This window comes from Nonomuraea sp. NPDC049028, from assembly GCF_043197735.1.
Taxonomy (GTDB): Bacteria; Actinomycetota; Actinomycetes; order Streptosporangiales; family Streptosporangiaceae; genus Nonomuraea.
Genome location: NZ_JBICTR010000017.1, coordinates 142,289 through 157,585 on the forward strand (window position 1 = coordinate 142,289; position 15,297 = coordinate 157,585).

The window sequence follows — 15,297 nt, forward strand, 5'->3', positions numbered from 1 at the left end:
CTACGCCCTACCGATCAGCGGTCTTAAGCCCGTCCAGAGCCTTGAGTGTGGCCGCGCCGCCGGGGTCGCGGTCTGTGCTCACCGGCACCAGGGCGATCTCCTCCACCCCGGCCGCCGCATAGGCCGACAACCGCGCACCGACCGCGTCCACGTCGCCGAGCAGCGAAACCGAGGCGACCAGTTCGTCAGGCACCGCGGCGAACAGCTCCCGGGGATGCGGCCGGGTGCGTGCGAACGCGACGACGTCGGCGAAGCCCGCCTCGGCGAACATCTCGCCGTACCCGGGAGCGGGTAAGTACCCGACCACCGCCCGCCGGATGCGATCGATGGCCTCGCGGTCGGGGTCCACGGCGGCGGTGACCCAGGCGGCCACGGACGTGGCCGGATTGACGGCGCGCAACTGGGCGACCAGCCGTCCGGCCGAGGCAGGCGTGATCAGGTTGAGCACCATGCGGTCGGCCAGGGCGGCGGTCCGGACGGCCGACGGCCCGAAGGCCGCGACCGACAGTCGCGAGCGCGGGGCGGGCAGCCGGAGGCGATAGCCGTTGCTCGACACGCTCGTTCCGGTGAAGTCGGAGCGCTCGCCGGCCAGCAGTGGCCGGAGGGCCTCGACGGATTCCCGCAGCGCGGTCGCGGAGCGGGCGCGCGAACGCCCGTGCCAGCCCTCCACGACGAGCGGGCTGGAGGTGCCCACGGCGACGTCCACCTGCCGTCCGGTCAGCGCGGCGACCGAGGCGGCCCCCATGGCGATCATCATCGGATCGCGTACGGACACCGCCAGCGGGCCGATGGTGAGACCGATCCGCGAGGTGGCCAACCCGACGGCGGTGGCCAGGGCGAAGGCGTCATAGGTGGCCATCTCGCCGATCCAGAGCGACCGATAACCCAGCTCGTCGGCGGCGCGGGCCGTCAGCAGGGCCTCTTGCGCGGGCCGATCCTGCCACAGCCCGAGGGAGACCGTCAGCGAAGGATTCACGCCAGCTGCTCTGCCCGTACCCAGGTGGCGTGGAAGCCGAGCGGGACCCGCTGCGGCAGCAGCACGCGGGCGATCGGGCCCTCGGAGATCCGGGCGGCGTGCAGGATCTGCACCTCGGAGCGGCCCTCCCGCTCGTCGGTGACGAAGCTGACCAGGTAACCGTCGTCCTCGCCGGTCGAGCCGTCACGGGGGGCGAAGGGCGCCTCGCTGCCGTACTGGCCGGGGCCGTAGGAGTAGGTCTCCTTGGCGCCGGTGACGTTGTCGTAGCGGACCAGGCCGTCGAAGAGGTTGGTCTCGGCGTCGGCCACGGTGACGTTGTAGGCGTACCGCGTGGGGTGGCCGGTGGAGCGCGTGTCGATCGAGGGGAACTCGGTGTTGTGGTCGGCGTCCACGTACTCCTCCGAGGTGCGGCCGGTCCGCAGGTCGAAGCGGTAGCGGTACATCCGCGCGTCGAGCTTCAGATAGGAGATCATCCGCGCCAGCGGCGAGCCGGTACTGGACGGCGCCGGGCGTGAGACCCGGCAGACGTCCAGGACGATCTCGTCGCCCTCCTCCCAGGCGTTGACGACGTGGTAGATGTAGCACGGCTTCGCCTCGAACCAGCGGATCTCGTCCGCCTGACCGCGTCGTGGGAGCACCCCGAAGCGGGCGGGCAGCTCCCGGTCGAAGGTCAGCTTGTAGCGGCCCTGCCGGGCGGCGTCGAGGTCCTGGTAGAGCGGCAGGTCCATGAGGATCGCGTGGTTCCGCGTGATCGCCATGTCGTGCGGCAGCCGCGCCCCCGGCAGGTCCAGTTCCACGCTGTGCTCGACGCCGCCGCCGGGCCCGACCACGCCATAGCGCAGGTACGGCGGGCGCGGGCCGTAGTCGAACCAGAACAGCTCTCCGGTGCGCTCGTCCACCTTGGGATGCGCCATGAAGTCACCGTTGAGCGTGTCGAGGAAGGTGTCGACGCCGAGGGTCTCCAGCGAGAGCGGGTCCAGACTGTACGGCGCGCCGCACAGATACCACGAGGCCAGCACCCTGCCCCGATGGAAGATCACATCGGTGTTGGCCGTGTCCTTGAAGGGCAGGCCGCGCGCGTTGCCGAACGGGTTGCCCTTCGGGTTCTCCATCACGCCGGTCCAGAGCGAGCGGCCGGCGGCCGACTCCGCCTCGAAGGCCCTGGTACGCACCCAGCGGTTGCGGTAGCGGGCCCGGCCGTTCTCGAAGTGCACGGCGTGCACCATGCCGTCGCCGTCGAACCAGTGGTATCGGCCCGTCACCGGAAAGCGGGCGTTGGGACCGTTGCGGAGGTAGACGCCGTTGAGGTCCGCGGGAATCCGCCCGATCACCGTGAGCTCGTCCGCGGTGATCTCATCCTGGACCGGGGCGTAGACGCCCAGCAGGTATGGGTTTGGCTCGCCCGATTCATCCGTCATCACGACAATGTCGGCCATGCCCTGGAAGCTATGAAAAGCAAATTCAGGCGTCAATATCCGGGCGTTGACGGCCTCATTTCCGCTTTCTAGTGTTGCGGCCACCACCCCACGGACGGGAGTCGTAATGACGCATTCCGCCGAACAGATCGCCCGCTACACCGCCAAGGGCTGGTGGACCGGTGACACGATCGACCAGCTCCTCAGGACGCAGGTGGCGGCCCGGCCCGACGACACGGCGATCGTGGACCCGCTGAACAAAATGCTTGAGGGTCCGGTGAAACGGCTGACCTGGGGACAGCTCGGCGCGGAGGTCGACCGGGTGGCCGGGGTACTGCGCGCACACGGGGTCGGTCCCGGCGACGTGGTGGCCGTACAACTGCCCAACAGCGTCGAGCTGGCGGTGAGTTTCCTCGCGACGGTCCGGCTCGGCGCGACCGTCACGCCGTTCCCGGTGCAGTACCGCGCGTACGAGCTGGCCCAGCTGCTGCCCCTGTCCGGCGCCGGGCTACTGGTCACGGGCCGGGAGTCCAGAGCGCCGGAGGGCACCCCGACACTGTCGTGGCCGGACGACCTGGAAGGCGTGACCGGCGACGAGGTGCCGCGGCGGGCGGCCGACCCCGCCGAGCGGGTGACGATCTGCTGGACCTCCGGCACCGAGGCCACTCCCAAGGGCGTGCCGAGGTGCCACTACGACTGGCTCGCGGTCGAGGCGATCTGTACGGCCGCGCCCGCGCTCACCGGCCAGGACGTGATCCTCAACCCATTCCCGATGGTGAACATGGCCGGCATCGGCGGCGTCTTCCTGCCATGGCTGCGGGTCGGCGCGCTGCTCGTCCAGCACCACCCCTTCGATCTGCCCACTTACCTGGCCCAGATTGCGGCCGAGCGGGTCACCTACACCCTGGCTCCGCCCGCGCTGCTCACCCTCCTGCTGCGCGAGAAGGCAATCCTGGCCAGGGCCGACATCTCCTCGCTCACCCGGATCGGCTCGGGCGCCGCCCCGTTGCCGCCGCCGATGGTGCGCGGCTGGCAGGACGAGCACGGCATCGCGATCATCAACTTCTTCGGCTCGAACGAGGGCATCGCCCTGCTGTCGGACCCCGCCCACATGCCCGACCCGGAGGTCCGCGCCCGTTTCTTCCCGCGGCCGGGCGCGCCGGGGGCGCCTGAGCTGCTCGATCGCGTGCGTACCAGGCTGGTCGCGCCGGACGGGAAGGAGATCACCGAGCCGGGAGTCCCCGGCGAGCTGTACCTGAGCGGTCCCACGGTCTTCGCGGGCTACCTGCGGGGCACGGCATCGGTGGACCCGTTCGACGAGGACGGCTACCTCAAGACGGGAGACCTCTTCGAGATCGCCGGCGACCGGGGGCAGTACCTGCGCTATGTCGACCGCGCGAAGGACATCATCATCCGGGGAGGCATGAACATCGCCCCCGCCGAGTTGGAAGCCCTGCTCGCCGGCCACCCTTCGGTCGCCGAGGCGGCGGTCGCCGGCTACCCCGACGACGTGCTCGGCGAGAAGGTCTGCGCGGTCGTGGTGCCCAAGGGCGAGATCGACCTCGAGTCGGTCGTCGGTTTCCTCAGGGACCAGGGCATCGCCTCCTACAAGCTCCCCGAGCGGCTGGAGATCGTCGAGGCGCTGCCGCGCAACCCCGTCGGCAAGATCCTCAAGCGGGAGCTGAAACTGTGATCCGCGTCCGGGGCGACGGAAACCGTCCCTCAGGGACGGCGAAGTGCACCTCGGTACGGCTGAGCTCCTCACCGCACGAGCGGCACCGCGGGCACGGGCGGTACGGCTGACCGCACGCGCGATGGGTGACGCGCAGGTCGGTGTCCGGCGGGCCGGTGTACCACCGCTGCGCCCAGTCGACGACGTAGGCGAAGATGCCGAAGAAGTCCAGGCCCTTGTCGGTCAGCTGATACCCGGGCTCTTCCACCACGAGCACGCCCAGCTCCCTGAACCGACGCAGCCGGTTGGACAGCACCGACGGGGCCACGTCGAGCTCCGACCGGAAGTCGGCGAAGCGCCGGGTGCCGAGGAAGGCGGCCGCGAGTATCACCGTGCTCCAGCGATCGCCCAGCAGGTCGAAGGTCTCGGGGAAGTACGACAGCGGGTCAGCGGCGGCCTTGCCGCGCAGGGTCCTGCGGTGATGGCGCGGCACCGCCACCTGGGCGAAGGTGGCCACGCCCCGCACGATCTCGGCGTCATGGGCGGCGACCGGCGCCTGGCCGCAGCCCGCGCAGCCCAGCTCCACGTCGGTACGGTTGCCGCAGACGTCGTGCGTCAGCTCCGACAGCCCTTGGCGGTCCGGCACCCACCTGCGCTCCCATGACCAGATCTCCACCAGCATCGGCCACAGCTCGATCGCGCGCTCGGTCAGCCGGTATTCGGTGCGGGTACGACCTTGCTCCCGGTAAGGGGCCGGACGCAGCAACTCCCCCGCGACCAGTTCCTTCAGCCGGCTCGCCAGCACCGACTCGGACATCCCCAGTTCGTCCCGCCAGTCGGCGAAGCGCCGGATGCGCAGGAGGAAGGCCCGCTGAAGGATCAGCAAGTTCCACTGATCGCTGATCGCCAGCAGCGCCTGCCCGATCGCGCTGGGCCGCTCCGCTTCCGTCACCCGCTCTGCCCCCGTTCCGCGCCGACCTGTCACTTCGGTGACGGCCGCTCTCTCTGAAAAAAGCCATCCGAGCGTCTCGGCGCGGCACTCCCTGACCGGCGCCCCCGCCGGACGGTCCAGGGCCTGCGCCGAGACGCTCAACCGCAATGCACGTTGTTCAGTCGGAGGACCATACGAGGCAGCTCTTCCGCTTTTCTTCCGTTCTGATTCCGAAGCTGACGGACGGCGGAGATCGCTAGGCGTAACATGGGGTGCACAGGGGGCAGGAGTGCAGCACTATCGGATACTGGGGCCGGTCTCGGTAGACGGGCCCGGCGGTCCGATCGAGTTGGGCTCGCCGAAGCAGCGCACCGTGCTGGCCGCGCTGTTGTTGAACGCGAACCGCACGGTGTCGGACGACCGGCTGATGTTCCTGGTGTGGGGGGAACACGCCCCGCGCACCGCCGTCGGCCGATTACAGGTCTATGTCCACGAGTTGCGGGCGCTGCTGGGCAGGGGGCTGATCAGCCGCGTCGGCACCGGTTACCGCATCCACACCGGCGGCGGCGAGGTCGACCTGGAGGTGTTCGAGCAGCTCAGGGCTGCCGCCTGGGAGGATCTGGCCGGCGGTCGCCCCGAGGCCGCGGCGCGGCGGTTGCGTGCGGCGGTGGCGCTGTGGCGCGGGTCCGCGCTCGGCGGCGCCGGCGAGCTGCTGATCGAGCAGGAACGCCCCGGGCTGGAAGATCGCCGGGTCGGCGCGCTGGAGGAGCTGTTCGAGGCCGAGCTGGCGTTGGGCCGCCACAGCGAGATCGTGGCCGAACTCCGTACGGCGGCGGCCGAGCACCCCCTGCGCGAACGCCTGCAGGGGCAGCTCATGCTGGCGCTGCACCGGTGCGAACGCCGATCCGAGGCGCTGGCGGTCTTCAGGGACACCCGCAATCGGCTGGTCGACGAGCTGGGCATCGAGCCGGGTCAGACGCTGCGGGAGCTGCACCAGCAGCTCCTGACCGACCAGGCAGGACAGGACGAAGCAGGGCAGACGATCCAGACCGTACGTCCCGCGCGTCCCGCCGAGCTGCCCCGTGACATCCGTGGCTTCGCCGGGCGCGAGCGCGAGCTGGCGTGGCTGGACGACGCGTTGGACGCCAGCGGCGCGGTGTGCGTACTCACGGGAACGGCCGGTACGGGCAAGACCGCGCTGGCCCTGCACTGGGCCCACCGCGCGAAGAGCCGTTTCCCCTCCGGCCAGCTCTATGTCGACCTGCGCGGCTACGACGCCGAACACGAACCCCTGACCACGGCCGCGGCCCTGGCCCGGCTCCTGCTCTCCCTCGGCGTCGATCCCTCGCAGGCGCCCGGCGGCTTCGACGCGCAGCTCGGCCTCTACCGTTCGCTGCTCGCCGAGCGTACGGTGCTGCTGGTCCTGGACAACGCCCGCTCGGCGGAGCAGATCGACCCGCTGCTGCCGCCGTCGGGAGCGGCGCTGGTGACCAGCCGTCAGCACCTGGGCGAACTGGTGGCGCAGGCGGGGGCCGAGCAGCGCTCGCTCGGCGCTCTTCCCGAACGGGACGCCCTCGCCCTGGTCGGCGGCATGCTGGGCCCCGCTGACAGCCCGTCGGAAGCGGCGGCCCGCGCCGACCTCGTCCGGCTCTGCGGCGGCCTGCCGCTCGCGCTGCGCATCGCGGCGGCCAACGCCGCCACCCCATGGAGCGGGACCGCGGCCGTGGTGAGCGAGCTGACCGCGGGAGACCCGCTGACCGGTCTCACCGTCGACGGAACCGACCACAACCCCGTCACTCTCGCCTTCTCCATGTCCTACCGCGCGCTCTCGGCGGCCGACCAGCGAGTCTTCCGCGTGCTGGGGCTCATGCCGGGGCCGGACTTCACCGTCGAGGCGGTGGCGTCGGCCGCCGGCGTGCCGCTCGCCGAGGCGCGTACGGCGGTCAAGGTCCTGGCCGCGGCCCACCTGGTCGAGCACCATCGCGCCGGCCGGTTCAGGCTCCACGACCTGGTACGGCTCTACGCCGGCGTGGAGGTCGGCGGCGACCCGGATCGCGACGCCGCCTGGAGCCGGTTGTTCGACCACTATCTGCGCCTTGGCGACGCCATCGCCGCCTGGTGCGCCCCTGACGAGATCCGGCTGCCGGGGCACGCCTCACCGGTGACCGGTTCGCCGGTCCCGCCCAGCGCCGAAGAGGTCTCCAACCTGGTGGCCGCGCTCGCGCGGGCGGCCCGCCGCGATCCCGATCCCGGGACCTGGCGGCTGGCGGAGCAGGTGTCGATCATCTGCAACAGCACCGGCCGCCACGGCGAATGGCTGGAGATCGCACCGACCCTGCTCGCCGCCGCCGAGCAGACTGATATGCCTGCTATGCAAGCCATGTTGCATTACGCGATAGGCAAGAGCTTGTTCCGTGCGGTTCGCAGCGAGGAGGCCGTCCACCATCTCGAACAGGCCGCCAATATCGCCACCGCGTGCGGCTGGCGGGAAGGTATGGCCGAGTCCTGGGCGAGCCTGAGCTGGGCCCTGGAATGGACGGGCCACCTCGAGCAGGCGATCGTCTACAACCGCCGTGCGGCCGACCTCTTCACGGAGCTCGGCTCGGTCGTCGGACGCAACCGCACCCTCAACAGGCTCGGCATGCAGTATCACCACCTGGGTCAGCTGAAGAGCGCGGAGCGCTGCCGGCGAGAGGCGCTCAGCCTGAGCCGCAGGCACGGACTGGCCTACGCGGAGGCGAATGACCTGCGCGATCTCGGCTCCATCCTGGTAGACCAGGGCCGCCACGACGAAGCGGAATCCGCCCTGACGGAGGCGGCGACCCTGTCCGGCGCCTTGGGCGCGGGCAGCGCGGCCTACACACAGACCTGGCTCAGCCGGTTGTACTTTGAGACCGGGCGGTGGTCGGCCGGCCGCACGGCGGCGCTTCGCGCCCTCGGCCTTGCCCGCGACCAGGGAGACCGGCTCATCGAGGCGGCGGCCCTGATCGCGCTGGCCGATACCGAGATCCCCCTCGGCCTGCTCGACGAGGCGAGCGACCACCTCGACCTGACCGACGAGTTCAGCGGCGCCGCGAATCTACGGTGGCACCAGAGCTACGCCGCGGTCGCGCGGGCTCGTCTCCTCGCCGCCCGCGGCGACTTGGCGGGCGCCATCCGGGTCGCCCTGCTCGCTCGCGACACCGCGCACCTCAACTCCTACCGCCTGCCCGAGCTCGCGGCCCTGACCGAACTCGCCACTCTCTACAACGACCGGGGCGACCGCACCGAGGCCCGGCGGGCGGCCGAGCAGGCTCTCCGGCTGTGCCGCACGATCGGCCACACACCCTGCGCCGACCGGCTGGAACCGCTGCTCAAGTGAGTCCGGGGAACGGCTAGCGCAGGGTGGCGGTGAAGGAGCGGCCGTGGGCGTGGCGGGTCGACGCCTGGATCAGGGTGCCGCCCGGCACCCGGCGTACCGTCACCCCTTCGTCGGCCGTGTCCAGCCTGAGGGGCGCGCCGGCCAGGACGACCGTGACGCGGTCGCGTTTCATCGTCGGGTCGGACAGGGCGACGACCGTGCGCTTGCCGGACCGGACGATGACCGAGGCGGGGCCGTCGATGAGCAGGCGCTCGGCATGCCGTGGCCCGTCGGTGAAGACGTTGGCGGCGACGAGGCCCAGGGTCTTGTGCTTGATCGCCTGCACGTGCCGGTCGTTGGCCAGGACGGTCAGCGGGCCGTTCGCGTAGCCGCGCAGGCGGGCCTCCGTCGCGTTCGGGACCAGGGCGTAGGCGAGGGCGGTGACGCCGCCGGTGGCGGGGTGGGTGACCGAGGCGGTGAAGACGTTCTTGGTCACGTTGGTGTCGGGGTTGCTCGTGCGCACGACCCTGCGGCTGCGGGTCACCGTCTCCAGCCCGGCCGCGACGGGCTGCCGGGTGAGGAAGGCGTAGCCGATCGCCGTACGACGGGTGCCGTTGGCGTAGCGCAGCCAGCGCGGCGGCGTGGTGTCGCCCGTCTGCCAGGGCCGGCCGGTCCAGCTCTCGCCGGTGAGCGCGACCGCGTCGCCGGGAGCGGCGATGCGGCTGTCCACGGTGGTCACCGCCGCGCGGCCGCCCTGGCCGGAGATGCCCGCGGCCAGCACCACGATCTCGTCGTCGAGCAGGAACCAGGACTTGGTGGCGCGGGCGTTCTGGTAGGCGACGAAGTCGTCGGGCAGGATGCCCGCCTGTTTTGCGGTGTACGCGGCGTCGTCGGACTGGACCATGCCGGACACGCCGTACGCGCCGAGTGTCGCGCCGCCGGAGAAGGCGTTCTCGGCGCGCGGGAAGTACACGTAGGTGTTCTGGGACTCCGAGGAGGAGGTGAAGTTCAGCGGGTGGCCAGGGTTCTCGTACCAGAGTCGGCCGTACAACTCGGGCACCGTCCGCCGGTCCTCCACCGGCGCGGTGACCCCGGCCAGCCGGTACGGCGAGACGGCCGTGTAGTAGTCGACGCCGAAGGCCTCGCGCTGGTCCTCGCCCGCGAGGTAGAGGTAGTGCGCGCCGTCGCCCTGGAACCAGGGCATGAGGTTCTCGCCGCTCATGTACTCGTACTTGCTGATCCGGTCGGAGCTGCGGGCCAGGGCGAAGGCGTAGCCGGGGCGCCGGTGGACGGTCCTGTCCATGGCGTTGAACGCCACGCAGCGCTCGGGCGCGTTCAGGTCGGCGGCCGGGATGGCGGCGTCGGCGCGGATGGCCGCGTAACGGGCGATGCTGACCGGGGAGGCGAAGGCGGCCGTGTCGGCGGCCGGCAGGAACTTGACGTACTTCTTCAGCGCGAGCGCCTCGGCGGCGGTGACGTGGTCGGCCAGGTCGGCGATGGCCTCCACGATGACCCCGACGTCGGCGTAGCCGGTGCCGGTGCGCGAGACCGCCCGCCCCTTGACGATCTCCATCAGCCACCCCTCGAAGATCAGCGGGGCGAAGCCGTCGTTGACCCAGCGGTACACCACGCCGGGCAGGTCGGGGACGCCGGCGCTCGCCGCGCCCTCAAGCGTCTTGAGGGTCTGTACGACCCGGGTCAGCAGGCTGCGCCCGTACGAGCCGGTGTAGGCGACCGAGTCGTGCTGGATGAAGGACCCGTCGCGGTAGTAGCCATCGGTGACCCCGTGCTGGAGGTTGTAGGGGTCGACCGTGGCGAAGACGGTGGCCAGGTCGGTGATGGCCTTGCCGACACGGGCGTCGTCGCCGGTGAGCGCGCCCTGCAGAATGCGGTTGGCGGTGATGTCGGCCAGGTTCGCCCCGGTGTGGAAGCGGGAGTCGAGGTCGACGTCGCCGTTCTTGCCGTTGCGCAGATAGGCGTCCATCGAGGCGATGTAGGTGGCCGTCAGGTCGGGCCGTTCCTCCCGCACCCGGTCGGCCAGCAGGGCCAGCGTCCTGCTCACCTGGGTGGAGATCCCGATCTCCCAGTTGAACCAGTTGCCGTAGTAGCCCTTCGACTGGTCGCCGTAGTAGCGCTCGTGCAACCACCGCAGACCGTCGATGACCCGCCGCTGGGCGGCGGCGTCCTCGTTGAGCCCGCCGCCGGGCGTGCGGGTCGCCAGCGCGATCTCGTACAGGTATTGGAAGGCCAGCCGCAGGTTGGCGTCGTCGGTGCCGAGGCTCAGACCGGCGAACAACTCGCCGTCGGCCGCCTTGTCCATGGCCGTCAGCCGTTGCTTGGCGGTGTTGAGGATCGACGCGAGCTTGGCGGCCACCTCGGGCCGGGCGTTGACCTCCGGGGTCCCCGCGAACATCGCCACGGTGTTGGCGAGCAGCCGCGCGTGATCGACCCCCGCTGCGGCGTACGAAGGGGAGACTGCGGCAAGCAGACCGGCGGCGGGGAGCAGGGAGAGAACCTGGCGACGAGACATGTGCGGCACAGCGGGCTCCAGGCCGTCGGAGGATACGCCGGGCTCACCCTACATGATCTACGTTTATCGGCCCAGGCCCGTGATGAGCGGCCCGGCAACCGTGGGCTGCCGGGCCGGACACCGGTACGTCAGGGCCGGGCCACACCGAGGTTGGCCGGCAGGAACAGCGGGCCGATCGTGAAGAACGACGGAGAGTAGGGGATCTCGTCGGGGTCGATCGCGAGGCTGAGATCCGGGAACCTCCGGTACAGCGTCTCGAGCGCCACCCGGCTCTCCAGCCGGGCCAGCCCCGCCCCGATGCAGTAGCGCGGGCCGTGGCCGAAGCCGAGGTTCCCGCTCGACTCGCGGGTGATGTCGAACTGGTTCGCGCTCGGGCCGTGCTCCGACGGGTCGATGCCGGTGGCCTGGAAGACCACGCCCACCGCGTTGCCCTTGGGGATGGGCACCCCGGCGATGGTCACGTCCTCCGCCGTGAAGCGGAAGCTGGTCATCATCACCGAGTGGCGGTAGCGCACGGTCTCCTCGACCACGTCGGCCCACCGGTCCTCCGCCTTGGCCAAGGCGAGTTGGTCGGGGTTCTGGGCCAGCGCCACGATGGCGTACCCGAGCAGGTGCACGGTGGTCTCATGGCCGGCCACGAGCATGATCCACAGCACGCCGACCAGTTCGTCGGTGGTGAGCCTGTCATCCTCGTCGTGGGTCTGGACCAGGCCGGAGGTGAGGTCGTCACCCGGCTCGCGCCGCTTGCGCTCCACCAGGGCGTGCAGGAACGCCCAAAGGTCGTTCTGGGTAGCGAACGCCACCTCCGGCGGAGTGGTGTGCGCGAGCAGCGTGGAGGTCCAGTTCCGCAGCCGCAGCCGGTCCTCGGGCGCCACGCCGAACAGCTCGCAGATCACCCACATAGGCAGCGCCTCGGTGAAGGCGGGGACCAGGTCCACACCGTCACCGGCGGCCGCCACCTCATCGAGTAACTCATCGACCATCTGCTGGATCCGCCCCTCCATGGCCTGCACCCGGGCCGGCGTGAAGGCGCTCATGATCAGCCCGCGCAGCCGCCGGTGGTCGCCGCCGTCCATGGTGGACAGGTGACCGCCCTGGATGATGGCGCGCAGCGGCCAGTCCTCGGGGATCGATCCGTCGTGGAGAGCGGGCCAGTGCTTGGGGTCTCTGAGGAAGGTCTTGTTGTCCCCGGCGAGGATCTCCCGTACGGCCTTGTGGGTCAGGGCCAGGTAGGCGGGCACGCCTCCTGGGAATTCCACCTCCACCACGGGAGCGATCTCCCGGAACCGGATGCAGGTGTCGAGCGGGTTCTCGTCCACGACAGGGAAGGAGGGGAGGTTCGTTGCCATTTGACCCCTTGGGTGAGGAGATCGTGAAGTGCGCAGTGATCCCATCACATATGCCGGGTGATCTCCAAACAACACAAGTCGGCAAGCAGTAACACTAGGGTTACCTACCGTTGTCTCACGATTGCCGGGCGGCCCGCCCGTACGAGGAGATCACCAACGTGATGACCATGGCCACAGCCGTCAGCAGGTGAAGGCCGTACCACAAGGGGGCGGGGATGCTCCCCAGGACGGTCCCGGCCAGTAGGTCGTCGACGGATCCGTAGCCGGCGAGGGCACCGAGCAGGACCAGGCCGAGACCCAGCAGCGCGAGCGTGTACCGGAGCCGGCCCAGCAGGACCCAGACGACGGTGCCCAAAACGAGCAGGACCGAGGACTCGTGGTGCAGCTGCCGCATGAGCACACCCCCGCGCACCTCCAGGGTGATCCGCAGAGAGGACTCGTAAGCCTCGCTCATCATGACGCCTCGTAGCGGCGCATAGCTGCCGTCGTAGATCACCGTCTGGGTGCCGGGCACGAAGAAGAAGGTCAGGAAGCCGCCGGTGAGCAGGACCACCACGAAACAGTAGATGAGCATCTCGCCGACCAGCTGGCGCGTCCGTTCCATTGGGATATTTCACCAGAAAAGGCCAACAGGCGTCATTGATTTCCCGTCAAGCTTCGTATCTAGTGAAGAAGGTGCTCTCGCGGCAGGGGGTTCCCGAATACCCGCCCGCGCAAGAAACTCGTCTATGGAATCGCTTACTGGGAGGCGATGACCGTGCGCGTGGCATTCATCATGGCCAGGGCATCATCCGCGCCTATCGGCGCGCTCAAGACGGTCTACTCCTATGCCTCCCGCTTGGGGGAAAGGGGTCATGACATTCTGCTCGTCCACCCGCGGCGGCCCGTACGCCACCCTCTCGGGCCGCCGACCAGGGCTGCCGCGCCGATAATGCCGGCGGACGCCCATCCGCACCCGTGGTTCTCCGCCGGGCCGCGGACCCGCAGCGTTTTGGTATCCGACCCGGCCGACTTTCTCCATACGCTTTCCGGACCGCACGATCCCTTCGACGTCGTACTGGCGACGACCTGGCAGGTCGTACCGCTTGTGGCCGCGCTTCCCGCGTATCTGGGCCTTAAGGCATTGTTCTTGCAGGACTACGAAAGCTATTTGCGGCCCGACGGAGCGGCGCGAGAGGCGATGGAAGCGGCCATGCGTACCGGCTGGCCCATCGCCGTGGGCGCGCGGCGGCTGCGATCCATCGTCGAGAACGTTTCCGGCGCGCCGTGCGCTCTGGTGGAATGCGCCGTCGACAGCTCGACCTTCTTCCTGCGGACCCCGATCGACTCGGCGGAACGGGTCCTGGTCGGCTTTCCGGCGCGCCGCGAATGGTCGAAACGGACCGGCGACGCGATCACCGCGTTGGAGCTGGCGCGGGAGGCGCGCCCCGGGGTGGTGCGGGCGTGGTGCTTTGGCGCGTACGACGCCGACCGGCTGCCCTTCTGGATCGAGCACCATCCGGGGCCGAGCGACGCCCGGCTGCGCGGCCTGTACAACCGGTCGGCCGTGTTCGCCGTGCCGTCGGAGTACGAGGGATTCGGCTTTCCCGGCGCCGAGGCCATGGCCTGTGGGGCCGCGCTGGTCACGACGCGGAACCACGGCATGGAGAGCTACGCGGAGCACGACCGCACGGCGCTGCTCTGCCCGCCGCGAGATCCGGAGGCGCTGGCCGAGGGCGTCGTCCGGCTGCTCGACGACGCCGCGCTCCGTCACCGACTGGCCAGGACCGCGGTCAAAGAGGTGGTTCAGCGGACGATGGACGACGCCGTCTCGGATTTCGAGAGCTGGCTCCTGACCATCCGGGAAGCCTCGCCACGTTGAGGCCGGTGAATTGTCGGGGGCGCGGCCTAGTCTGGCCCGCGTGGCATGTCCGGCCGACAGAGGAGATTGTGGTGACCACGCTGTCAGATCGACCCAACACCGCCTTGCTGGTGATCGACGTCCAGAAGGGCATCGTGGCGGACACGCACCAGCGTGACGAGGTCGTCGCCAACATCGGCACGCTCGTCGACCGGGCTCGCGAAGAGGGTGTCCCGATCGTCTGGGTCCAGCACTCGAGCGAGCAGTTGGCGAAGGGGAGCGACGCCTGGCAATACGTCCCGGAGCTGGTCCGCCGGGAGGCGGAGCCGCTGGTGCACAAGATCTTCGCCGACTCCTTCGAGGACACCGACCTGGAGGAGGTGCTGGCCGGGGCCGGAATCGGACGCCTGGTCGTGACCGGCGCGCAGACCGACGAATGCATCCGGTCCACGATCCATGGGGCCTTCGTGCGTGGCTACGACGTGACGCTCGTCGGTGACGCGCACACGACGGAGGACCAGAGCGCGTGGGGCGCCCCGCTGCCGGACAAGGTCATCGCGCACACCAACCTCTATTGGCGCTACCACACGGCGCCCGGCCGCACCGCCGCGGTGGTGGAGACGAAGGATGTGACGTTCGGCGACTGAGCCGACGACATCCTCCGTCTCCACCGGTTTTAGGCGTCGGCGTTCTGGGCGTTCCGTTCGGCGTCCCGCTTGACCCGCTGGATCTGGTCGTCGGTGACGACGAGGTCACCCAGCTGCCGGACCGCCTGGTAGTACGTCCAGGCGAGGCCGTCACAGGTGGCCTTGGAGACTCCCGAGTATCCGGCGCACACCTGCTTCATATCGAAATAGAAGGCGCTGTCGATACGGTCCTTGTTGGCCGGGAATTGGCTTACGGCCTTGTAGTTTCGGTAGCCGAAATCGTGTCGGCGGCACGGCATCCGGAAATCGAAACCGAGGGGCTGGTCGGGGCTGCTGGAGCACAGGTCGGTGGACCAGTCGAAGGCGTAGTCGGCCCAGGCCGCCTGGTTCTGCCAGGCGGCGCGCCAGGAGGCGGCGCTGGCGGCGGTGGGCTGGCTGAATCCGGAGAGCGCGGCGAGTTTCTGCTCCAGAGTCACAGCGTGGGCCGGTAGGGCGAACGCGAGGACGGCGATCAGGGAGGTGACGACGGCGGCTAACGTGGCGAGGGATCGTCTGACCATGAGGACCTGCTTCTCTTGCCCGGGGGGTAAATGGTCA

Annotated in this window: 11 protein-coding genes; 4 read left to right on the forward strand and 7 right to left on the reverse strand. The window is 70.0% G+C overall.

The window, feature by feature from the left end; all coding sequences use genetic code 11:
* Positions 1-7: 7 nt before the first annotated feature.
* Positions 8-976: an LLM class F420-dependent oxidoreductase gene (locus tag ACGFJ2_RS51445; protein ID WP_393481307.1), complete on the reverse strand. Its 969-nt coding sequence runs from the start codon at positions 974-976 to the stop codon at positions 8-10.
* Positions 973-2,412 carry a carotenoid oxygenase family protein gene (locus ACGFJ2_RS51450; RefSeq protein ID WP_393481309.1) on the reverse strand — a complete coding sequence of 480 codons (1,440 nt, stop codon included), beginning with the start codon at positions 2,410-2,412 and terminating at the stop codon, positions 973-975. The genes ACGFJ2_RS51445 and ACGFJ2_RS51450 overlap by 4 nt, the downstream gene beginning before the upstream one ends.
* A gap of 106 nt (positions 2,413-2,518) precedes the next feature.
* Here ACGFJ2_RS51450 and ACGFJ2_RS51455 point away from each other — a divergent pair, with 106 nt between their 5' ends.
* A complete protein-coding gene (locus tag ACGFJ2_RS51455) occupies positions 2,519-4,084 on the forward strand; it encodes a class I adenylate-forming enzyme family protein (protein ID WP_393481312.1) in 1,566 nt (521 codons plus the stop codon).
* Here ACGFJ2_RS51455 and ACGFJ2_RS51460 read toward each other — a convergent pair.
* A complete protein-coding gene (locus tag ACGFJ2_RS51460; protein ID WP_393481314.1) occupies positions 4,062-5,015 on the reverse strand; it encodes a winged helix-turn-helix transcriptional regulator in 954 nt (317 codons plus the stop codon). The two genes, ACGFJ2_RS51455 and ACGFJ2_RS51460, sit on opposite strands and share 23 nt — an antisense overlap.
* Before the next feature lie 268 nt (positions 5,016-5,283).
* Between ACGFJ2_RS51460 and ACGFJ2_RS51465 the strand changes: the two genes are divergently transcribed.
* Positions 5,284-8,355: a BTAD domain-containing putative transcriptional regulator gene (locus ACGFJ2_RS51465; RefSeq protein ID WP_393481316.1), complete on the forward strand. Its 3,072-nt coding sequence runs from the start codon at positions 5,284-5,286 to the stop codon at positions 8,353-8,355.
* Between the two features lie 13 nt (positions 8,356-8,368).
* Here the strand turns inward: ACGFJ2_RS51465 and ACGFJ2_RS51470 are convergent, their stop codons facing one another.
* From ACGFJ2_RS51470 to ACGFJ2_RS51480, 3 genes are all read right to left on the reverse strand, one after another.
* Entirely contained in the window at positions 8,369-10,864 is a 2,496-nt protein-coding gene (locus ACGFJ2_RS51470; RefSeq protein ID WP_393481319.1) for a polysaccharide lyase family 8 super-sandwich domain-containing protein, read from the reverse strand.
* A 128-nt stretch (positions 10,865-10,992) separates the two neighbouring features.
* Complete coding sequence (locus ACGFJ2_RS51475; protein ID WP_357943341.1) at positions 10,993-12,213, reverse strand: cytochrome P450; 1,221 nt, start codon at positions 12,211-12,213, stop codon at positions 10,993-10,995.
* A gap of 115 nt (positions 12,214-12,328) precedes the next feature.
* Positions 12,329-12,817, reverse strand: a complete 489-nt coding sequence (locus ACGFJ2_RS51480) for a hypothetical protein (RefSeq protein WP_393481321.1) — start codon at positions 12,815-12,817, stop codon at positions 12,329-12,331.
* A gap of 153 nt (positions 12,818-12,970) precedes the next feature.
* Here ACGFJ2_RS51480 and ACGFJ2_RS51485 point away from each other — a divergent pair, with 153 nt between their 5' ends.
* The gene (locus ACGFJ2_RS51485; protein WP_393481323.1) at positions 12,971-14,074 is read left to right on the forward strand and encodes a glycosyltransferase family 4 protein; all 1,104 of its coding nucleotides are present in this window, start codon (positions 12,971-12,973) and stop codon (positions 14,072-14,074) included.
* A gap of 71 nt (positions 14,075-14,145) precedes the next feature.
* Entirely contained in the window at positions 14,146-14,700 is a 555-nt protein-coding gene (locus ACGFJ2_RS51490) for a cysteine hydrolase family protein (RefSeq protein WP_393481325.1), read from the forward strand.
* A gap of 29 nt (positions 14,701-14,729) precedes the next feature.
* Here ACGFJ2_RS51490 and ACGFJ2_RS51495 read toward each other — a convergent pair whose 3' ends face one another.
* Entirely contained in the window at positions 14,730-15,260 is a 531-nt protein-coding gene (locus ACGFJ2_RS51495; RefSeq protein WP_357943333.1) for a phospholipase, read from the reverse strand.
* Positions 15,261-15,297: the final 37 nt, after the last annotated feature.

What these genes read in the sequence shown, in the direction of transcription:
- ACGFJ2_RS51450 (WP_393481309.1), bottom strand. Translation starts at nt 2,412, where the DNA reads ATGGCCGACATTGTCGTGATGACGGATGAATCGGGCGAGCCAAACCCA.
- ACGFJ2_RS51455 (WP_393481312.1), top strand. Translation starts at nt 2,519, where the DNA reads ATGACGCATTCCGCCGAACAGATCGCCCGCTACACCGCCAAGGGCTGG.
- ACGFJ2_RS51470 (WP_393481319.1), bottom strand. Translation starts at nt 10,864, where the DNA reads ATGTCTCGTCGCCAGGTTCTCTCCCTGCTCCCCGCCGCCGGTCTGCTT.
- ACGFJ2_RS51475 (WP_357943341.1), bottom strand. Translation starts at nt 12,213, where the DNA reads ATGGCAACGAACCTCCCCTCCTTCCCTGTCGTGGACGAGAACCCGCTC.
- ACGFJ2_RS51480 (WP_393481321.1), bottom strand. Translation starts at nt 12,817, where the DNA reads ATGGAACGGACGCGCCAGCTGGTCGGCGAGATGCTCATCTACTGTTTC.
- ACGFJ2_RS51495 (WP_357943333.1), bottom strand. Translation starts at nt 15,260, where the DNA reads ATGGTCAGACGATCCCTCGCCACGTTAGCCGCCGTCGTCACCTCCCTG.